The sequence below is a fragment of the Pseudomonas sp. Irchel 3F6 genome (genome assembly GCF_900187595.1).
Taxonomy (GTDB): domain Bacteria; phylum Pseudomonadota; class Gammaproteobacteria; order Pseudomonadales; family Pseudomonadaceae; genus Aquipseudomonas; species Aquipseudomonas siliginis.
Map to the genome: position 1 here is coordinate 107435 of NZ_FYDP01000002.1, position 20055 is coordinate 127489.

At 59.4% G+C, this 20055-nt stretch carries 15 protein-coding genes; 3 read left to right on the top strand and 12 right to left on the bottom strand.

Annotation, left to right across the window (positions count from 1 at the left end; all coding sequences use genetic code 11):
- Positions 1-459 precede the first annotated feature (459 nt).
- The 4 genes from CKW30_RS06520 to CKW30_RS06535 are packed head-to-tail and all read right to left on the bottom strand — an operon-like array spanning position 460 to position 3884.
- Complete coding sequence (locus CKW30_RS06520) at positions 460-1617, bottom strand: betaine/proline/choline family ABC transporter ATP-binding protein (RefSeq protein ID WP_016771732.1); 1158 nt, start codon at positions 1615-1617, stop codon at positions 460-462.
- Positions 1614-2267, bottom strand: a complete 654-nt coding sequence (locus CKW30_RS06525) for an ABC transporter permease (RefSeq protein ID WP_024011588.1) — start codon at positions 2265-2267, stop codon at positions 1614-1616. The genes CKW30_RS06520 and CKW30_RS06525 overlap by 4 nt, the downstream gene beginning before the upstream one ends.
- Before the next feature lie 13 nt (positions 2268-2280).
- Positions 2281-3174, bottom strand: coding sequence for a glycine betaine ABC transporter substrate-binding protein (locus tag CKW30_RS06530; RefSeq protein WP_095180363.1), 894 nt, complete (start codon positions 3172-3174; stop codon positions 2281-2283).
- 20 nt (positions 3175-3194) lie between these two features.
- The gene (locus tag CKW30_RS06535) at positions 3195-3884 is read right to left on the bottom strand and encodes an ABC transporter permease (RefSeq protein ID WP_166554532.1); all 690 of its coding nucleotides are present in this window, start codon (positions 3882-3884) and stop codon (positions 3195-3197) included.
- Positions 3885-4242: 358 nt separating this feature from the next.
- Here CKW30_RS06535 and CKW30_RS06540 point away from each other — a divergent pair, with 358 nt between their 5' ends.
- From CKW30_RS06540 to CKW30_RS06550, 3 genes are all read left to right on the top strand, one after another.
- Positions 4243-5826 (top strand): peptide chain release factor 3, encoded by a 1584-nt coding sequence (locus CKW30_RS06540; protein ID WP_039759481.1) that lies wholly within the window; start codon positions 4243-4245, stop codon positions 5824-5826.
- 821 nt (positions 5827-6647) lie between these two features.
- Entirely contained in the window at positions 6648-7829 is a 1182-nt protein-coding gene (locus CKW30_RS06545) for an MFS transporter (protein ID WP_095180364.1), read from the top strand.
- A 159-nt stretch (positions 7830-7988) separates the two neighbouring features.
- Positions 7989-8252 carry a hypothetical protein gene (locus CKW30_RS06550; RefSeq protein WP_095180365.1) on the top strand — a complete coding sequence of 88 codons (264 nt, stop codon included), beginning with the start codon at positions 7989-7991 and terminating at the stop codon, positions 8250-8252.
- A gap of 192 nt (positions 8253-8444) precedes the next feature.
- Here CKW30_RS06550 and CKW30_RS06555 read toward each other — a convergent pair whose 3' ends face one another.
- From CKW30_RS06555 to CKW30_RS06590, 8 genes are all read right to left on the bottom strand, one after another.
- On the bottom strand, positions 8445-9425 hold the full coding sequence (locus CKW30_RS06555) for a peptide ABC transporter ATP-binding protein (protein WP_095180366.1): 981 nt from the start codon (positions 9423-9425) through the stop codon (positions 8445-8447).
- Positions 9425-10393, bottom strand: a complete 969-nt coding sequence (locus CKW30_RS06560; protein ID WP_016771722.1) for an ABC transporter ATP-binding protein — start codon at positions 10391-10393, stop codon at positions 9425-9427. Before CKW30_RS06560 ends, CKW30_RS06555 begins: the two co-directional genes overlap by 1 nt.
- Before the next feature lie 10 nt (positions 10394-10403).
- The gene (locus tag CKW30_RS06565; RefSeq protein WP_016771721.1) at positions 10404-11330 is read right to left on the bottom strand and encodes an ABC transporter permease subunit; all 927 of its coding nucleotides are present in this window, start codon (positions 11328-11330) and stop codon (positions 10404-10406) included.
- An 11-nt stretch (positions 11331-11341) separates the two neighbouring features.
- Positions 11342-12352, bottom strand: a complete 1011-nt coding sequence (locus tag CKW30_RS06570; protein WP_016771720.1) for an ABC transporter permease subunit — start codon at positions 12350-12352, stop codon at positions 11342-11344.
- Positions 12353-12425: 73 nt separating this feature from the next.
- Positions 12426-14021, bottom strand: a complete 1596-nt coding sequence (locus tag CKW30_RS06575) for an ABC transporter substrate-binding protein (RefSeq protein ID WP_024011590.1) — start codon at positions 14019-14021, stop codon at positions 12426-12428.
- Positions 14022-14098: 77 nt separating this feature from the next.
- Positions 14099-15535 (bottom strand): OprD family porin, encoded by a 1437-nt coding sequence (locus CKW30_RS06580; RefSeq protein ID WP_056782911.1) that lies wholly within the window; start codon positions 15533-15535, stop codon positions 14099-14101.
- Positions 15536-15711: 176 nt separating this feature from the next.
- Positions 15712-17310 (bottom strand): ABC transporter substrate-binding protein, encoded by a 1599-nt coding sequence (locus CKW30_RS06585; RefSeq protein WP_041477956.1) that lies wholly within the window; start codon positions 17308-17310, stop codon positions 15712-15714.
- Positions 17311-17613: 303 nt separating this feature from the next.
- Positions 17614-19239, bottom strand: coding sequence for an ABC transporter substrate-binding protein (locus tag CKW30_RS06590; RefSeq protein ID WP_016771716.1), 1626 nt, complete (start codon positions 19237-19239; stop codon positions 17614-17616).
- Positions 19240-20055 lie beyond the last annotated feature (816 nt).

A 20055-nucleotide genomic window follows, 5' to 3' on the forward strand; every position in this document is an offset into this window, starting at 1 on the left:
GGCGCGAACTTTAGGGCGTGAGGGGCGCGAGATCAACTAAAAATGTCGCGTTTTTGCACGCTTCTGACGTGCGTTGCGTTCATCACTCCTTCTACCCGACCGAGATGACGGGCAGATGTTCCCGGCGAATTTTCGAGTGTTAAACATATCTGCACGTTCGTGGCTTTTGTCGGCTAGATCACAGGTAAGTGTGATAGCGGCAACATCGGCGACGTTGGCAGCGAGAGAGTCTTTTGAAGGGGGATTTGGACCTTGAAGAAGCTGAATTGACGACGCTCTTGCAGGAGAGGCTGTTGAGATTCTTTGTCACCCAGTGAAGATCAACAAAATTGCGTAGATCCTGTGGGAGCGAGCCTGCTCGCGAAGGCATTTTCACAGCCGCCATCAGCGTCGACTGATATTGCGCTTTCGCGAGCAGGCTCGCTCCCACAGGGATCGGGTTTCAACCGCGTAGATGGTTTAGGCGACCACGGTCTCAGCCGGCGAGACGATACTGGTCTTCATTCCGCGCGAACGTCCCGAGCTCAGGTATGCCGCAATCGACTCCTGCGTCACTTCACCGAGGAATACCCGTTCGGCATCCATCACCGGCAGCCAGGCGCGGTTGAACTCGTACATGCGCGACAACAGGATGCGCAGGTGTTCGTCGTACGCTGCGGTGGCGTTGAACTCGCGCAGGAATTGCGCGCAGGTGCCGGTCTGGCGATGCAGGTCGCGACGGCGCACGTAACCCAGCGCCTTGTTCTCGGCGCAGGTAACCACCACGTAGCGACGGTCGTGCTCGTCCATCAATTCCAGCGCATCGGCCACTGGCGTTTCCGGGCTGACCGACGGCGCGTTGTCCGCCGCGTCTTCGGCTTTCACCAACAGCAGGCGTTTGAGCGTGCTGTCCTGACCGACGAAATTGCTGACGAAATCATCCGCCGGATGCGCGAGCAGGGTGTCCGGGTGGTCGATCTGCAGCAGTTTGCCGGCGCGGAAAATGGCGATCTTGTCGCCCAGCTTGATCGCTTCGTCGATGTCGTGGCTGACCATGATCACGGTCTTGTTCAGCGCGCGCTGCATTTCGAAGAATTCGTTCTGGATCATCTCGCGGTTGATCGGGTCGACCGCGCCAAACGGCTCGTCCATCAACAGCAGCGGCGCATCAGCGGCCAAGGCGCGGATCACGCCGATACGCTGTTGCTGACCACCGGACAGTTCACGCGGGTAGCGATGCAGATACTGCTTGGGCTCAAGCTTGATCATGCTCATCAGTTCGCGGGCGCGGTCGTGGCATTTCTGTTTGTCCCAGCCGAGCAGTTTCGGCACCACGACGATGTTCTCTTCAATGGTCATGTTCGGGAACAGACCGATCTGCTGGATCACATAGCCGATGTTGCGGCGCAGGGTCACCTCGTCGAGATCGGTGGTGTCTTCACCGTTGATGAGGATCTTGCCCGAGGTCGGTTTGATCAGGCGGTTGATCATTTTCAGCGTGGTGCTTTTGCCGCAACCCGATGGCCCGAGGAACACGCAGATCTCGCCTTCATTGACGGTCAGGCTTACCGAGTCCACGGCTTTGACATCTTTGCCGTTGCTTTGGAAAGTTTTGCTGAGGTTTTGAAGTTCGATCATTTCAGGAGTCCTTTTGGAGTCAGCGAGCGTTGCAGCCACTGCAAAACGAGATCGGCGAAAATCGCCAGAAGACTGACCAGCAGCGCGCCGACGATAAGCATCGACATGTCACTGCGGCTGATGGAGGCGAGGATCAACACACCGAGGCCGCCGGCGCCGATGGTCGCGGCGATGGTCATCACGCCGATGTTCATCACCACGGCGGTGCGCACGCCAGCGAGGATCACTGGCACCGCAATCGGCAGTTCGACCATGCGCAGGCGCTGGCCGAAGGTCATGCCGATGCCGCGCGCGGCTTCGCGGATGCCCGGTTCAACGCCGGTCAGGGCGAGGTAGGTGTTGCGCATGATCGGCAGCAGCGAATAAAGGAACACGGCGGTGATCGCCGGCAGCGGCCCCAGGCCCTGGCCGAACTTGGAATAGAACGGCAGCAGCAGACCGAACAGGGCGATCGACGGCACGGTCAGCAGCACCGTGGCACTGGCCTGCAGCGGGCCGGCGAGGGTGGGGAAGCGTGTCATCAGGATGCCCAGCGGCACGCCGATGACGATCGCCAGGGTCACGGCGATGCCTACCAGAGTGATGTGCTGCCAGGTCAGGTGCATTACCTGCTGCCAGTCGAGATGGGAAAAGGCGTTCAGAAATTCCATGACTTCTCCTCTCTTAATTCAGTGGATGCTGGCGCAGGAAATCGGCGGCAACGGACGAAGGGCTCTCGTGGTCGACGTCGACTCGCGCGTTGAGCTGGCGCATGGTTTCGTCGTCGAACAGTTCGGCCAGCGGCTTGAGTTGTTCGGCCAGTTTCGGATTGGCGTCCAGCGTGGCCTGACGCACCACGGGAGCTGCGGTGTAGTCGGGGAAGTAATGCTTGTCGTCCTCCAGCAATTTCAGGCCGAAGGCGTTGAGGCGGCCATCGGTGGTGTAGACCAGACCGGCAAACACCTGACCGTTACGCAGCGCGGTGTAGACCAGGCCGGCGTCCATCTGGCGGATGTTCTTGCGGGTCAGGTTCATGTCGTAGAGCTTGACCATGCCGTCGAGACCGTCGGAGCGGTTGGCGAACTCGGTGTCCAGCGCCACCAAGTGGTTGGTCTTGGCCTCGGCGCGCAGCACTTCGTTGAGCTGGCTGATGTTGCCGATCTGCGGATATTGCTCGGCGATTTTTTTCGGCAGAGCGAGGGCGTAGGTGTTGCTGAATTTCGACGGCGTCAGCCAGATCAGGCCTTTCTTCGCGTCGAGCTCTCTGACCCGGGCGTAGGACTGCGCGCTGTCGAGTTTTTCAGTGACGTGGTTATAGGCCACCAGCGACACGCCGGTGTATTCCCAGAGCAGGTCCAATTGGCCACTTTCGTGGGCGCTGCGCGCGAGGTTGCTGCCCAGACCGCCGGTGATTTGCGCGTCGTAGCCTTTGCTGCGCAGGTATTGCGCGGTGATTTCGGCGAGCAGGGTCTGCTCGGTGAAGACCCGGGCGCCGAGGCGGATGACCGGTTTTTCAGCGGCTTGCGCGATTCCTGCGAACAGCAGGACGCAGCCTAAGATCAAGCTAAGTCGTTTCATAAATATTCCTTCGCAAAGCCTTAAGACGGGCGCAGACCGCGTTCCAGCCATAGGCGGCTGGCGAGGGTGACCACGCCATCGAGCAACAGCGCCAACAGCGCGGTGCACGCGGCGCCGAGCAGCAGTTGTGGCTGATTGTTCAGGGCGATGCCAGGGAAGATCAGGCTGCCGAGGCTGTTGGCGCCGATCAGGAACGCCAGCGGCGCAGTGCCGACGTTGATCGCCAGTGCGACACGCACGCCACCGACGATGATCGGCACGGCGTTGGGCAATTCGACTTTCCACAGTACTTGGCGCGGCGTCATGCCGATGCCGACAGCGGCTTCTTTCAGCGAGCCCTGAACATTTTTCAGGCCTTCATAGGTGTTGCGCACGATCGGCAACAGCGAGGCGAGGAACAGCGCGAAGATCGCCGGGCCACTGCCGATGCCGAGGATGCCCAGCGCAATCGCGAGCACGGCCAGCGGTGGCACGGTATTGCCGATATTGAAGATTTGCATGAAGCGTTCGGCGCGGCCGACCATGCTCGGGCGGCTGAGGAAGATACCGGCGGGAATGCCCACGACAAGGGCGGCCAGCATGGAAGCGAGGACGAGAATCAGATGAGCTTGCAGGTAAAACAACAAATCGTCGCGGTAGTGTTCGATCGTGTTGATGCCGATCCAGTGGACCAGCAGGGCCAGGAGCGCGATCACCACCGCACCTCCCATCAGCCCTTTGCCATAGCGGATAGCCACAGGCGGACTCCTTTTTTTGTAGTCGGCGAGCGCAGTCCCGTGTGGCATGCCAAGCCTTGGCTGCCGGGAGCGTCGTTCGCGAAAAGTAGCCGTTTTTCAGAGCCGGCAAAGCGGTCTGAAAGCGAGCCATGAGCGCAGCCTCGTCAGGCTAACTTGCTGATTTTTCAGCCCCTGACGAAAGTTCGTAACAGGGGATGGACGTCTCCGTGCTTTAAAAGGTTCCCATCTGCGGCAGCATTTGGCCACCCTTAATGTGCTCAACGGTTCGGTTATTGCGGCGAGTTGGGCTATAATCGCGGCCCTTTTTTGAATCACCGCCAGGCGATTTCCCATGACCCAACAGGCCGCCGAAGTCGCGAAACGCCGCACTTTCGCCATTATTTCCCACCCCGATGCCGGTAAAACCACAATCACCGAAAAGCTCCTGTTGATGGGCAAGGCGATTGCAGTGGCCGGTACGGTGAAATCCCGCAAATCCGATCGCCATGCGACATCCGACTGGATGGAGATGGAGAAGCAGCGGGGTATTTCCATTACCACGTCGGTCATGCAGTTCCCCTATCGCGAACACATGATCAACCTGCTCGACACCCCGGGCCACGAAGACTTCTCCGAAGACACCTACCGCACCCTGACAGCGGTGGACTCGGCATTGATGGTGCTCGACGGCGGTAAGGGCGTAGAGCCACGGACCATTGCGCTGATGGACGTCTGCCGTCTGCGTGACACGCCGATCGTCAGCTTCATCAACAAACTCGACCGTGACATTCGCGACCCGATCGAACTGCTCGACGAAATCGAAGCAGTCCTGAAGATCAAGGCTGCGCCGATCACCTGGCCGATCGGTTGCTACCGCGATTTCAAGGGCGTGTATCACCTGGCCGACGACTACATCATTGTCTACACCGCCGGTCACGGTCACGAACGCACCGAAACCAAGATCATCGAGAAACTCGACTCCGACGAGGCGCGCGCGCATCTGGGCGACGAGTACGATCGTTTCATCGAGCAGTTGGAACTGGTGCAGGGCGCCTGTCACGAATTCAACCAGCAGGAATTCCTCGACGGCCAACTGACCCCGGTGTTCTTCGGTACCGCATTGGGCAACTTCGGTGTCGACCACGTGCTCGATGCTGTCGTCGATTGGGCGCCGCGTCCGCTGGCCCGTGTGGCCAATGAGCGTACCGTCGAGCCGGTGGAAGAGAAGTTCTCGGGCTTCATCTTCAAGATCCAGGCGAACATGGACCCGAAACACCGCGACCGCATCGCCTTCATGCGTATCTGCTCCGGCAAGTACGAAAAAGGCATGAAGATGCGCCACGTGCGCACCGGCAAGGACGTGCGCATCGGCGACGCCCTGACGTTCTTCTCTTCCGAGCGTGAGCAACTGGAAGAGGCCTACGCCGGCGACATCATCGGTCTGCACAACCACGGCACGATCCAGATCGGCGACACCTTCAGCGAAGGCGAAGTCCTTGGTTTCACCGGTATTCCGCACTTCGCCCCGGAACTGTTCCGTCGCGTGCGTCTGCGTGATCCGCTGAAGTCCAAGCAGTTGCGTCAGGGCCTGCAGCAGTTGGCGGAAGAGGGCGCGACGCAGGTGTTCTTCCCGGAGCGCAGCAACGACATCATTCTTGGTGCCGTCGGTGTGCTGCAGTTCGATGTGGTCGCCAGCCGTTTGAAAGAGGAATACAAGGTCGAGTGCTCGTATGAGCCGATCACTGTGTATTCGGCGCGCTGGATCGAGTGCGACGACAAGAAGAAGCTTGAGGAGTTTTCCAACAAGGCGGTGGAGAATCTCGCGCTCGATGGCGGTGGTCACCTGACTTACCTGGCGCCGACGCGGGTGAATCTGGCGTTGATGGAAGAGCGCTGGCCGGATGTGAAATTCCGCGCGACGCGGGAGCATCATTAAGGTTTGAGGTGTTTTTCTGAAAGCCCCTGAGGTGTAGGCCTTGGGGGCTTTTTTATGGGCTGCCGGTTTTGGTCTTGGCGGCCGTTGGGCCGACCAGGCTGTTGGGGTTTTGGGTGAATATCCGTTGCTGCGGGGGCTGCGGCTGGCGGTTTCGCCCTTACGGCGACTTACTTTTTTACAAGCGCCTAAAAAAGTAAGCAAAAAACGCTTGCTCCTGCGTTCGGCCCTCGCAGGCTCGGGTTCCTTCGCTCCGGGATCGATCCGGGCGCAGCGGCTCCGGTTTGCTTCGCTGCACCTCCTTCCGCTGTGTTCGACTCGTCGAACGGTCGCTGCGCTCCCACGCCCGGATCAATCCCTCCACTCAGCCTTCCGACGTCGCCCGTGGATCAAAAGCAAGATCAAAGGCACTCGAGCTTGCGCTCATTGTTTTGAGTGGTGAGAAGCGTGTGGTCTGCTTTGGATCTGTGTTGGATTCGCCCCTCATCGGAACGCCGCCCGCCCAGCCCTCTCCCGAGGGAGAGGGGGCCGATTGATGATCTGTTCAAATCCCGAGTTCGGCTCGGTATTTCAGGTCGGCGTACCTTGCCCAAGCGACCCGGTCAGTCCCCTCTCCCTCCGGGAGAGGGTTAGGGTGAGGGGCTTTTGATCTTTAACGCCGCGTGAAAAATCAAGTTGAATCCGGGCGCGGCGATTTTTCCGTAAGGCGTTTTCCCTCTACGTCGTAGCCATACTCTGCTTTTACTTCCGCTGACCTCACCCCCACGACATTCCAATCCAAGCCGTCTACTGTTCATCAAACCCTCGCGCCCATCGGACGTTACATGCTCAAAGGACTGACCCAACTCCTGCGCCCCAACGGCTATTTCACCCCCATGGCCTGGGTCCTCGCGGCTCTGTTGTTCATCAACCGCCTCAGCGCCATGGTCAAGTTGTTCATGGCGCTGTACCTGCGTCAGGAACTGGGGCTGGCGATTGAAACCGTCGGCTGGTTGCTGTCGGCCTATGGCGCTGGGTTGCTGGTCGGTTCGATGCTCGGTGGCTTGCTCAGTGATCATGTGCGCACGGCGCGGCTGACGGCGGCGCTGTTTTTCGTTTCGGTGTGGGTGCTGATGCTGTTGGGGCTGGTGAAGCAGGTGCCTTGGCTCGCCGGTTTGCTATTGCTTAGCGGTGTCATCGATGGGGCGATTCGGACGTTGCATCAGCGGCTGATCATGGAGTATTGCGAAGTCGCGCAACGCTCGCGTGCGCAGGCCCTGAGTCGGGTCGCGCGTAATCTGGGCATGGCCGCTGCCGGGGTGGCGGGTGGGGTGTTGGCGCAAGCGGATTTTCGTTGGGTGTTTTTTGCCAGTGCGGCGATGACGATGCTGGCGTTGCTGTGGTTCGTGCGCACAACGTGGCGGCGGCCGGTGCTGGTGGTTGGAGACGAATCCGCCGATGGCTCGAGCGTGCCGCTTCGCGACAAGCCGTTCCTCTGGTTGCTGGCGGCGACGGCCGTGCTCGGCATCGCGTTCGACACGGTCTACAGCACGCTGGGCAATTATCTGCGTGATTACTACCACCTGAGCACAGAGGCGATCGGCTGGCAGTTCGGGCTCAATGCGCTGTTGGTGATCGCTTTACAAATCCCGCTATCGCACGCGGTCGAGCGTTGGGGCTCGCGTTGGCAGATGCTCGCGGGCAGCTTGTTGCTGGCCTGTGGGCTGGGCATGTTGCCGTTCGGTTCCGGCTTGGCTTTTGTCTGTCTGTCGACGCTGATCTGGACGCTGGGCGAGGCGCTGTTCATGCCGCCACTGAATGTGCTGGCGATGCACTTTGCGCAGAGCGGCAAGAGCGGTCAGTACTTCGGGCTGTTCTTCATGAGCTGGAGTGCCAGCGCGCTGTTGTCGCCGGTGCTCAGCAGTCAGCTGTATGGCCAGTTTGGCGGGCACAGTGTCTGGTTGATGAGCGCGCTGCTGGTGCTGATCTCCATTCCACTGACCTGGCAGGCCACGCGCGGCGCTTAGCTGATTCGGTTATCGGGGTTATTCGAAAGCAATCTGGCGGTCGATGGCATTTCTGCCTGCGCGGTCGCGTCCTAAGTGGTGAGCCGGTCGGATCGCAACTAGATTTCACACGAAGCCAGTCCGGCAAGCATGTCTTAGCGCAACAGGATGGAGTCGGCCATGAAAAGCAGATTGCTACGGGTTTTGATGTTGTTGAAAGTGATGGTGATGCTGTCCCTCGGCACTGCAACGGCCTGGGCCGAATGCGAGGATCACGAATCTCAGGCGTTCAATGGGCAGGTCGGGCATAGCGGGCTGATGCTGGCCAAATCCGAGTCGGAGCCGGGGGATATGAATCAGGGTGGCAGCGCCGAAGATGATGACTCGATGACCGACGAGCCGAACACCGATGATCCGGATGACGAAGGCGATAGCCAGACATAGATCGCCGGCCAAAGAAAAAACCCTTCTGCCTCGACTGATGCGCAATCGAGGTGGAGGGGGGTTGGTTAACTCTGGTTCAACGCCAATTCCCTGTAGGAGCCGCGGAACGCTGCGATCTTTTGATCTTGCTTCTGAAAATCAAAAGATCGCAGCCTCGTCGCATTCGTCAGCTCCTACGGGTTTTGCCGTGGTTTATGCCGCGCCGTCGAGAAACTGCTCGGCGTAGTGGCAAGCCACCTGCCGATTATCCAGCTCACGCAACAGCGGTTCTTCCGTGGTGCAACGCTCGGTCGCGTACGGGCAGCGCTTGTGGAAAGCGCAGCCCGGTGGCGGGTTCAAAGGGTTGGGCAGTTCGCCGACGATCTTGATTTTCGGCTTGTTCGGGTCCGGGTGAATGGTCGGGGTCGCCGACAGCAGCGCCTGGGTGTACGGGTGCAGCGGGCGTTCGTAGATGTCGTTCTTCGGACCCAATTCCACCGGGCGGCCGAGGTACATCACCATCACGTCATCGGCCACGTGCTGCACCACCGCGAGGTTGTGCGAGATGAACACGTAGGCGGTGTTGAACTCCTGCTGCAAATCCATGAACAGGTTCAGCACTTGAGCCTGAATCGATACGTCCAGCGCCGAAGTCGGTTCGTCCGCGACCAGCACTTTCGGTTGCAGCATCATTGCGCGCGCCAGAGCGATACGCTGGCGCTGACCGCCGGAGAACATGTGCGGATAGCGCTGGTAATGCTCGGGCCGCAAGCCGACCTGCTTCATCATCGCCTGGACTTTCTCGCGACGTTCGCTGGCCGACAGCTTGGTGTTGATCAGCAACGGCTCGGCCAATTGATCACCGATTTTCTGCCGTGGGTTCAACGACGCATACGGGCTCTGAAAGACCATCTGCACGTCTTTGCGCAGTTGCTTGCGCTCGGCCTTGTCGGCGCCGGCGACTTCCTGGCCGGCGATCTGCAGCGAACCCGACGACGGCTCTTCGATCAGCGTCAGGGCGCGGGCGAGGGTGGATTTGCCGCAGCCCGACTCACCCACTACGGCGAGGGTCTTGCCGGCTTCCAGTTCGAACGACACGCCGTTGAGCGCGCGCACGGTGGCGTGGCCCTTGAACAGGCCACGGGAGACTTCGTAGTGACGGGTCAGGTCGCGGGCGGTAAGTACGACGGCCATTACGCCACCTCCTGGTTCAGCGGGTAGAAGCAGCGGGCGAGGCTGTTGGCTTTCGGATCAAGGCCCGGACGCTGGGTGCGGCAGTTGTCCTGCACATACGGGCAGCGCGGCGACAGCAGGCAACCCTGCGGTCGGTCGTAACGGCCCGGGACGATGCCCGGCAGGGTCGACAGGCGTGAGGCGCCGAGGCTGTGCTCGGGAATCGCCTTGAGCAGCGCTTCGCTGTACGGGTGCGCCGGGATGTCGAACAGTTGCGGCACCTGACCGACTTCCACGGCTTGACCGGCGTACATCACGCAGACGCGCTGGGCAGTTTCCGCCACGACCGCGAGGTCGTGAGTGATGAGCACCAGGCCCATGTTCTGTTCTTTCTGCAACGCCAGCAGCAGATCCATGATCTGCGCCTGAATCGTTACGTCCAGCGCGGTGGTCGGTTCGTCGGCGATCAACAGTTTCGGCTCGCCGGCAATCGCCATGGCGATCGCGACACGCTGGCTCATACCGCCAGACAGTTGATGCGGGTAGGCGTCCATACGGCTGGCGGCGCCCGGGATCTCGACCTTTTCCAGCAGTTCGATGGCACGCTTGCGCGCTTGCTTGCCGGACATTTTCAGGTGCAGGCGCAGCACTTCTTCGATCTGAAAACCGACGGTGTAGCTCGGGTTCAGCGCGGTCATCGGGTCCTGGAAGACCATCGACAGGTCTTTGCCGACGATCTGCCGACGCTGACGGTTGCTCAGTTTGAGCATGTCCTTGCCGTCGAAGCTGAGCGAGTCAGCGGTGACGATGCCGGGGTGCTCGATCAGGCCCATCAGCGCCATCATGGTCACGGATTTACCCGAACCCGACTCGCCAACGATGGCCAGCACTTCGCCTTTGTCGACTTTCAGGTCGAGGCCGTCGACCACCGGGGTCGCGGTCTTGTCGCCGAAGCGGACGTTGAGATTCTTGATTTCTAGCAGTGACATTTGAATCTCCTCAGGCGGCGTTCTTGAGTTTCGGGTCCAGCGCATCGCGCAGGCCGTCGCCCATCAAGTTGATTGCCAGCACGCTGAGCAAAATGGTCAGACCAGGCAGGCTCACCACCCACCAGGCGCGTTCGATGTAGTCGCGGGCCGAGGCCAGCATGGTGCCCCACTCAGGGGTTGGCGGTTGTACGCCGAGGCCGAGGAAGCCCAGTGCGGCGGCATCGAGAATCGCCGAGGAGAAGCTCAGGGTTGCCTGCACGATCAGCGGCGCCATGCAGTTGGGCAGCACGGTGATGAACATCAGACGCGGCAGACCGGCACCGGCCAGACGCGCGGCGGTGACGTAGTCGCGGTTCAGTTCGCCCATGACGGCGGCACGGGTCAGACGCACGTAGGACGGCAGGGAAACCACGGCAATCGCGATCACGGTGTTGATCAGGCCAGGGCCGAGGATGGCGACGATTGCCACGGCCAGCAGCAGCGACGGCAGGGCCAGCATGATGTCCATCAGACGCATGATGGTCGGGCCGACCACTTTCGGGAAGAAACCGGCAAACAGACCCAGCAGGATCCCCGGAATCAGCGACATCACCACCGACGACAAGCCGATCAGCAGCGACAGGCGCGAGCCCTGGATCAGACGCGACAGCAGGTCACGGCCGAGTTCGTCGGTGCCGAGCAGGAACTGCATCTGCCCGCCTTCGAGCCACGCCGGCGGCGTCAGCAGGAAGTCACGGTATTGCTCGCTCGGGTTATGCGGCGCGACCCACGGCGCGAAAATCGCGCAGAAGATGATCAGCAGCATGAACAGCAGGCCGGCAACGGCGCCCTTGTTCTTCGAGAACGCTTGCCAGAATTCTTTGTACGGCGACGGGTACAGCAGGCTTTGATCCACGGCGGACGTGGCGGTGGCTACTGAGGATGTTGGAGTGCTCATGGGTATTGACCTCAGCGCTGATGACGGATGCGTGGGTTGGCAAAGCCGTAGAGGATGTCCACCACGAAGTTGACCAGAATCACCAGGCAGGCGATTAACAGGATGCCGTTTTGCACCACCGGATAGTCCCGGGCGCCGATGGCTTCGATCAGCCATTTACCGATGCCGGGCCAGGAGAAGATGGTTTCGGTCAGGACCGCACCGGCCAGCAGCGTGCCGACCTGCAGGCCGACCACGGTCAGCACCGGAATCAGCGCATTGCGCAGACCGTGCACGAACACCACGCGCGACGGCGACAGGCCTTTGGCCTTGGCGGTGCGGATGTAGTCCTCGCGCAGCACTTCGAGCATCGACGAACGGGTCATCCGCGCGATCACTGCCAGCGGGATGGTGCCGAGCACGATGGCCGGCAGGATCAGGTGATGCAGGGCGTCGAAGAACGCGCCGACGTCATCGGCCAGCAGCGTGTCGATCAGCATGAAGCCGGTTTTCGGCTCGATGTCATACAGCAGGTCGATGCGCCCGGACACCGGGGTCCAGCCCAGGCTCACCGAGAAGAACATGATCAGGATCAGGCCCCACCAGAAGATCGGCATCGAATAGCCCGCGAGGGAGATGCCCATCACCCCGTGGTCGAACAGCGATCCTCGTTTGAGTGCCGCGATCACCCCGGCCAGAAGCCCGAGGATGCCAGCGAACAGCAGGGCGGCCATGGACAGTTCCAGGGTCGCCGGGAAAAGAGAGGTGAACTCGGTCCACACACTTTCACGGGTACGCAACGACTCACCGAGATCGCCCTGGGCCAGTTTGCCGATGTAGTCCAGATACTGGGCATACAGCGGCTTGTTCAGCCCCAGGCGTTCCATTGCCTGAGCGTGCATTTCGGGGTCGACCCGACGTTCGCCCATCATCACTTCCACGGGGTCGCCCGGAATCATGCGAATCAACGCGAAAGTCAGCAAGGTGATGCCGAAAAACGTGGGGATCAACAACCCCAGTCGGCGGGCAATAAAACTAAACATCTTGTGTGGTACCTCATCAGCCGGTTAGGCGTGTCCGGCGTCCCTCAGGTAAGGGACGCCGGGCGTTTCTTATCTACTTCACCTGGGTGGTGGCGAAGTTATTAGTGGTGAGAGGGCTGATGTGGTAGCCCTCTACATTGTTGCGCATTGCAGTGAACATCCGAGTATGGGCCATGCTGATCCATGGCTGGTCCTGATTAAACAGCACTTGAGCCTGTTCGTAGAGCGCGGCGCGTTCGGCCGGATCTACTTTAGCCCGCGCTTCATCCAGCAGTGCCTGGAATTTCTCGTTGCACCAGCGTGCGTAGTTTTCGCCGTTCTTGGCGGCCTCGCAACTGAGCATAGGCGTCAGGAAGTTATCCGGGTCGCCGTTGTCGCCCGCCCATCCGGCCGAGACCATGTCGTGCTCGCCGGCCTTGGCGCGCTTGAGCATCTCGCCCCATTCCATCACGCGGATGTCGATCTTGATCCCGACTTTCGCCAGGTCAGCCTGCATCATCTGCGCACCGAGCATCGGGTTGGGGTTGGTCGGACCGCCGCCGTTACGGGTGAACAGGGTGAAGGTGGTGCCTTCCGGAACCCCGGCTTCCTTGAGCAGCGCGCGCGCCTTGTCGAGGTCGCGTGGCGGGTTTTTCAGATCATGGTTGTAGCCGAGCAGGGTCGGCGGGTAAGGGTTGACCGCCACCGACGCGTTACCCTTGCCGAACAGCGCGTTGACGTAGGCTTCCTTGTCGAACGCGATGTCGATGGCTTTGCGCACACGCACGTCGCTCATGTACTTGTGCTGGGTGTTCATGGCGATGTACGAAACGGTCATCGCGTCCAGCTCGTCGACTTTCAGCTTGCTGTCTTTCTTGATGCTCGGGATGTCATCCGGTTTTGGATACAGCGCAACCTGGCACTCGTTGGCCTTGAGCTTTTGCAGGCGCACGTTGTTGTCGGTGGCGATCGCCAGGATCAACGCGTCGGCCGGTGGCTTGCCACGGAAATAATCCGGGTTGGCCTTGAAGCGCACCTGCGCATCCTTGGCGTAGCGCTGGAAGATGAACGGGCCGGTGCCGATCGGCTTGTTGTTCAGATCGCCGGTTTTGTTGGCCTTGAGCAACTGGTCGGCGTATTCGGCCGGGTAGATCGACGAGAACGCCATGGCGATGTCGGCCAGGAACGGCGCTTCGCGACGGGTCAGGGTGAACTTGACTGTGTTGTCGTCGACTTTTTCTACGCTTTTCAGCAGTTCCTTGAAGCCCATGCTTTCAAAGTACGGGAAGCCTACGCTCGACAGTTTGTGCCACGGGTGATTCGGGTCCAGCTGACGCTGGAAGCTCCAGACCACGTCGTCGGCATTCATGTCGCGGGTCGGCTTGAAATATTCGGTGGTGTGAAACTTGACGCCTTTGCGCAGGTGGAAGGTGTAGGTCAGGCCATCTTCGCTGATGTCCCAGGACTCGGCGAGCGCCGGGATCACTTCGGTGGTGCCGGGCTTGAAATCGGCCAGGCGATTGAAGATGGTTTCGGCCACAGCGTCCGCCGTGACTGCAGTTGTGTACTGGACCATATCGAAGCCTTCCGGGCTGGCTTCGGTGCAGACCACCAAGGGTTTGGCCGAGGCGCCGACAGCGACACTCAGCAACGCAGCCGCGATGGCCGCACGTAGGGGAAGCATTTTCATCGATAACCCTCTGCAATCGGTTGAAGACAGAAAACCGAACGGCCGACTCATCATGAGTCAGCCGTCGGTTGGCGTTTTTACAGAATGTTGAACGGGATGGTGGTTACGAGACGGAACTCGTTGATGCTGCCGTCCGATTGGAACTCGCTCGCACGGTGGGCTGTGTAGGTGCCGCGAATCGTGGTGGCTTTCAGAGGACCGCTTTGTACCGCATAGGTCGCACCGATGCCGTATTCATAGTGGTGCTCGCCATCCTGTTCCTGGATGCCGTCGTAGCCTTTGCCTTCAACGCCTTTGTTGCCGTTGTAGTGCGTGCCATCGATTCCCCAGCCGCGAGCTTGATAGATGTTGAATTTCAGGCCCGGCACACCGTACTCGGCCATATTGATGGCGTATGAAACCTGGAAGGATTTCTCGTTCGGGCCGTTGAAGTCCGACAGCAGGGAGTTGGCTAGGTAGATACCGTTAGTCTCGTGCAGGTAATCGAAGTACTCGTTACCGTTTACTTGCTGGTAGGAGAAGGTCAGGTTATGCGCTTGGTGGGTCAGTCCGAACGACAGCGAGTAGGTGTCGTTGTCGATGTCGCCCAGCAGCTTCTTACCTTCGTCGACGGTTTTGTAGTAGTTGAAACCGGTAGTCAGGGCGAGGACGCTGCTGTCACCCAGTTCATGGGTGGCGCCGAAGTAGTACTGGTTCCACAGATCTTCAACTTGCGTGCCCCATAGACTGGTTTTCAGACTTTCGAGCGGCTGATAGCTGATACCGGCGGTGTTGACCTTGTCGGATTCGACACGGCCGTTGGCATACTCGGCGCGGAATTTCTGCAGGCTTTGTTCCGATCGTGGCGAGACGCGATCAAAAGTGGCCAAGTCGAAGGACAGATTGTTCAACTCTTCACTGTGCAGGGAGACACCCTCGAAGCTCGAAGGCAGTGCACGGTTGCCGATCACGTCGACCTGCGGGCTGCTGAAGCTCATACGACCGGCAGTCAGAGTGGTGTTGGAAACGCGCGCCTTGATGTTGGCAAGGCCTACCTTGCTCCACTGATCTACGGCTTCACCGTTATTCTTGTGCGTCAGGGTGCGGTTGTTACCCGATCCCACGCCCGTCTTTGGGGCGCCGCCATTTCCGGAAGCCAGATTTTCACGATCACGTTCAAGCGCAATTGCGTTATATGCCGCAACTTCGGTGCTGATACCTACAGTGCCCTCGGTGAAACCCGAGTTGTACTTGACGATGGTCCCTTGCACCCAGTTGATCCGACGGTCAGTTTCGGCCGGAGAACCATTTTTTTTATAGGAGAATTTGCCGCCGCGCTTCAGTTGCTCGTTGGCGTACCAGTTACGTGTCGTACCGGTGATCGACTGTCCTTCGACGAACCCAGTGGCCTCAGCCTGGGCGCTCTTGGTGTTGACGGTCACCGGGGTGAACGCCTGGCTCTGGGTTTCCGCATAAGCCGTGGCGGTGATGCTACTGATGGCCAGGGCCAGTATCGCGGTGCTGCTCAGTTTCATGGGTGAAGCTCCTTTACTTTCTTTTTATCCCGGCTTTTTTTGGTATGCCGGTTATTGGTTTAGAACTCGTTCACACATCGCAAACGTTTGCAAAAAGCCGGATTGGCGAATTTAGGCAAAGCGCTTGCGTGAGGGGAGTAGACGGCTCCCCTCAGCATTGCGGCTAATCGGTTGGTTTAATCGATACTGACACCCGAGAACACGTTGCGGCCGAACGGGCTGACTTTGAATCCTTCAACCCGGGTGCTTAACGGCTGGTTGACCGTCGAGTGGGCGACAGGCGTGATCGGCACTTGCTGTTTAAGCAATTGCTGGGCCTGTTTATAAAGCACGGTGCGCTGGTCGCGGTCGGTGACGACCTTGGCCTGTTTGATCAGCTTGTCGTAAGCCGGGTCGCACCACATGGAGTAGTTGTTGCCGCCGATGGCGTCGCAGCTGTACAGCGTGCCCAGCCAGTTGTCCGGATCCCCATTGTCACCGGTCCAGCCGATCAGGCTGACGTCGTGCTCGCCGTTCTTGGTGCGCTTGATGTACTCGCCCCATTCGTAACTGACGATCTTCACTTTCAGACCGATCTTGGCCCAGTCGGACTGGAGCATTTCGGCCATCAGTTTGGCGTTCGGGTTGTACGGACGCTGCACCGGCATTGCCCACAGGGTGATCTCGGTGCCTTCTTTCACGCCGGCAGCCTTGAGCAGTTCCTTGGCTTTTTCCGGGTTGTAGGCGGCGTCCTTGATGGTGTCGTCGTAGGACCACTGGGTCGGTGGCATGGCGTTGACGGCCAGTTGGCCGGCGCCTTGATAAACAGCGTTGAGAATTCCCTGTTTATTCACCGCCATGTCCAGCGCCTGACGCACTTCCAGTTGATCGAACGGCTTGTGGCGCACGTTGTAGGCGATGTAGCCGAGGTTGAAGCCCGGCTTGGAAATCAGTTGCAGTTTCGGGTCGGCCTTCAGCGCTTCAACATCGGCAGGACGCGGGTGCAGGGTGATCTGGCACTCGTTGGCCTTGAGCTTCTGCACGCGTACCGAAGCGTCGGTGTTGATCGCGAAAATCAGGTTCTTCAGCTTGACCCGGCTCGGATCCCAGTACTGCGGGTTACCGGTGTAACGGATGTTCGAGTCTTTCTGATAGCTCTTGAACACGAACGGCCCGGTGCCGATCGGCTTCTGGTTGATGTCGCTCGGCTTGCCGTCGGCCAGCAGCTTGTCGGCGTATTCGGCAGACAGAATGGCGGCGAAGCTCATGGCGATGTTCTGGATGAACGCGGCGTCAACACTGTTGAGCGTGAACTCCACGGTCAGCGGCCCGGTCTTCTCGACCTTGGCGATGTTCTTGTTCAGGCTCATCCCGTTGAAGTACGGAAACTCGGTGGGATAGGCCTTGCGGAACGGCTGTTGCGCATCGAGCATGCGATTGAACGTGAACAGCACGTCGTCGGCGTTAAAATCGCGGCTCGGCTTGAAGTAAGGGGTTGTGTGAAATTTCACGCCTTCACGCAGGTGAAAGGTGTATTTCAGGCCATCTTCGGAAATGTCCCACTTGGTTGCCAGACCGGGTACGACATTGGTCGCGCCTTTTTCAAACTCCACCAGGCGGTTGTACAGCGGCTCGGCGGCGTCGTTGTCGGTGGCCGTCGTGTATTGCGCGGTATCGAAACCCGCCGGGCTGCCTTCCGAGCAGAACACCAGGCTGTCGCTGGCGGCGTAGCTTGCAGACGTGGCGGCCAACAGGCCGGCGCCCAACAGTGCGGAAAAAACCAAGGTATGGCGCATGACGCTCCCTCTTTTTTTAGTGTTATGCAATGCACCTGGATCCCGATCCCGGGACTTTCTGGTCGCATTGAGCTCAATCCAAATACGTACGGCAAAACCGGTGGCCCACGCAGACACTGGTCAGTACGCGACGGTAGGCACCGTGCCTCTGGCAGTAAATACGTAATTGCCTTAATGCTCGTAGGAAAAGTCGACGCGCCTATACCGAAGCAATCATCTGCGGCGGATTTGGGTGTAGGACTTTTCCTTTTTTCCCGGTAGATAAAGCAACGGCGACGTCAGAAACGCCGCCGTTGCAATGTCTTACTTGCTGACGCTGACGCCGTAGAAGGAATTCAGGCCAAATGGGCTGATCTTGAAATCCTGCACGTTGGCGCGCATGGGTTGATACACCGTCGAGTGAGCGATAGGTGTCATTGGAACTGCATCTTTGAGAACGTGTTGCGCCTGTTTGTACAGCTCGGTGCGCTTGCCCTGGTCGGTAGTGCGTTTGGCTTCTTTCACCAGGCCGTCGAACTTCTTGTCGCACCACTTGGAGAAGTTGTTGCCGCTCAGCGAGTCGCAGCCGAACAGAACGTTGAGCCAGTTGTCCGGATCACCATTGTCACCGCTCCAGCCAATGATCATGGCCTGGTTCTCGCCACCTTTGGAGCGCTTGATGTACTCGCCCCACTCGTAGCTGGTGATCTTCACTTTCAAGCCGATCTTGGCCCAGTCGGACTGGAGCATTTCAGCCATCAGTTTGGCGTTCGGGTTGTACGGACGCTGCACCGGCATCGCCCACAGGACGATCTCGGTACCTTCCTTGACGCCGGCTTCCTTGAGCAGCTGTTTGGCTTTCTCAGGATCGTACTTGGCATCCTTGATGGTGGTGTCGTAGGACCACTGGGTCGGCGGCATCGCGTTGACGGCCAGTTGGCCCGCGCCCTGGTAAACCGAATCGATGATCTGCGGCTTGTTCACGGCCATGTCCAGCGCCTGACGCACGCGCAGGTCAGCCAGCGGGTTGGCCTCGTTGCTGCCCTTGACCTTGTCCATCACGTTGTAGGCGATGTAGCCCAGGTTGAAGCCAGCCTGATCCGGCATCTTCAGCGACTTGTCTTCTTTCAGCGCTTTCAGATCGGCCGGACGCGGGAACAGGGTGACCTGGCACTCGTTCTTTTTCAGCTTCTGGATACGCACCGACGGGTCGGTGGTGATAGCGAAGATCAGGTTGTCGATCTTCACGTCTTCAGGTTTCCAGTAATCCTTGTTGCCGGTGTAACGGATGTTCGAGTCTTTCTGGTAGCTCTTGAACACGAACGGGCCGGTGCCGATCGGCTTCTGGTTGATGTCGGCGGCTTTGCCATCCTTGAGCAGTTGGGCCGCGTATTCGGCGGACTGCACGGACGCGAAGCTCATGGCCATGTTCTGGATGAACGCGGCATCGACTTCTTTCAGAGTGAACTTGACGGTGTGGTCGTCGACTTTATCGATCTTGGTGATGTTGGTGTCCATCCCCATGTCGGTGAAGTACGGGAATTCGGTCGGGTAGGCCTTACGGAACGGGTCGTCCTTGTTGATCATGCGGTTGAACGTAAACAGCACGTCGTCGGCGTTGAATTCACGAGTCGGCTTGAAATACGGGGTGGTGTGGAACTTGACGCCTTCACGCAGGTGGAAGGTGTAAGTCAGGCCATCGTCGGAAATGTCCCACTTGGTCGCCAGACCAGGAATCACGGCGGTGCCGCCGCGCTCGAACTGGGTCAGGCGGTTGAACATGGTTTCGGCTGAGGCGTCGAAGTCGGTTCCGGTGGTGTACTGGCCTGGATCAAAACCGGCCGGGCTCCCTTCGGAGCAGAACACCAGGTTAGTCGCAGCGGTGGCGAAAGGTGCGGAGGCTAACAAGCCTGCGCCGACTAGAAACGGAATGACCGCGTGTTTAAGCATGTTGGCCTCATGATTTGTTGTCATTTTTTAGTTGTGAGGTACGACCTCGTGAGTCGTGCCTGCGGATACTTATGCAGGCCCCATACCCAATGCAAGATCCAGAGCGGTCGGCGGCGTTAAACGGTGGCACGAACGTACCTTAATGTCGCATCCGTATAACTTTTGACGCATTTGACCGTTTGCGGGTGGTTTTTGCGGTGCATTCGAGGCACTGAAATGGTGCGCTGGAGGTGTCGGGTGCGCTTGGGTGGGGCTTGGTGTTACTTATTTATACCCTTGGGGATGGGCGGGGTTGAGGGGTTTTCGCGGTGGGCTTTGGTGGGGTGGATTGGGGCAGGGATTGGGGGGTTTTACTTGGTGCAACTGGGTGTTTCGATTGGTGGCACCTTGGCGGCCTTTGGGCCGACCAGGGTGTTGGTTGGTTTAGGTGAATATCCGTTTTTTGCGGTGTGGCGGCTGGCGGTTTCGCCCTTACGGCGAGTCACCTTTTTCAAACGCCAAAAAGGTAACCCAAAACGCTAGCTCCTGCGTTCGGCCCTCGCAGGCTCGGGTTCCTTCGCTCCGGGACTGATCCGGGCGCAGCGGCTCCGGTTTGCTTCGCTGCACCTACACTCGCTGTGTACGACTGCGTCGTACGGTCGCTGCGCTCCCACGCCCGGATCAATCCCTCCACTCAGCCTTCCGACGTCGCCGGTGGATCAAGATCAAGAGCAGGCTAGCTGACACTCGGCCTATTGAGTGGTGAAGAGCGGGTGTTCGGCGTTATTTTTGTTGTGGATTTGCCCCTCACCCCAGCCCTCTCCCCGAGGAGAGGGG

Excerpts from the sequence above, each read along its gene's own strand:
- CKW30_RS06580 (WP_056782911.1), bottom strand. The coding sequence starts at position 15,535 with ATGAAACTGAGCAGCACCGCGATACTGGCCCTGGCCATCAGTAGCATC.
- CKW30_RS06550 (WP_095180365.1), top strand. The coding sequence starts at position 7,989 with ATGAAAAGCAGATTGCTACGGGTTTTGATGTTGTTGAAAGTGATGGTG.
- CKW30_RS06585 (WP_041477956.1), bottom strand. The coding sequence starts at position 17,310 with ATGCGCCATACCTTGGTTTTTTCCGCACTGTTGGGCGCCGGCCTGTTG.
- CKW30_RS06535 (WP_166554532.1), bottom strand. The coding sequence starts at position 3,884 with ATGGGAGGTGCGGTGGTGATCGCGCTCCTGGCCCTGCTGGTCCACTGG.
- CKW30_RS06560 (WP_016771722.1), bottom strand. The coding sequence starts at position 10,393 with ATGTCACTGCTAGAAATCAAGAATCTCAACGTCCGCTTCGGCGACAAG.
- CKW30_RS06590 (WP_016771716.1), bottom strand. The coding sequence starts at position 19,239 with ATGCTTAAACACGCGGTCATTCCGTTTCTAGTCGGCGCAGGCTTGTTA.
- CKW30_RS06570 (WP_016771720.1), bottom strand. The coding sequence starts at position 12,352 with ATGTTTAGTTTTATTGCCCGCCGACTGGGGTTGTTGATCCCCACGTTT.
- CKW30_RS06565 (WP_016771721.1), bottom strand. The coding sequence starts at position 11,330 with ATGAGCACTCCAACATCCTCAGTAGCCACCGCCACGTCCGCCGTGGAT.
- CKW30_RS06525 (WP_024011588.1), bottom strand. The coding sequence starts at position 2,267 with ATGGAATTTCTGAACGCCTTTTCCCATCTCGACTGGCAGCAGGTAATG.
- CKW30_RS06540 (WP_039759481.1), top strand. The coding sequence starts at position 4,243 with ATGACCCAACAGGCCGCCGAAGTCGCGAAACGCCGCACTTTCGCCATT.
- CKW30_RS06545 (WP_095180364.1), top strand. The coding sequence starts at position 6,648 with ATGCTCAAAGGACTGACCCAACTCCTGCGCCCCAACGGCTATTTCACC.
- CKW30_RS06530 (WP_095180363.1), bottom strand. The coding sequence starts at position 3,174 with ATGAAACGACTTAGCTTGATCTTAGGCTGCGTCCTGCTGTTCGCAGGA.
- CKW30_RS06555 (WP_095180366.1), bottom strand. The coding sequence starts at position 9,425 with ATGGCCGTCGTACTTACCGCCCGCGACCTGACCCGTCACTACGAAGTC.
- CKW30_RS06520 (WP_016771732.1), bottom strand. The coding sequence starts at position 1,617 with ATGATCGAACTTCAAAACCTCAGCAAAACTTTCCAAAGCAACGGCAAA.
- CKW30_RS06575 (WP_024011590.1), bottom strand. The coding sequence starts at position 14,021 with ATGAAAATGCTTCCCCTACGTGCGGCCATCGCGGCTGCGTTGCTGAGT.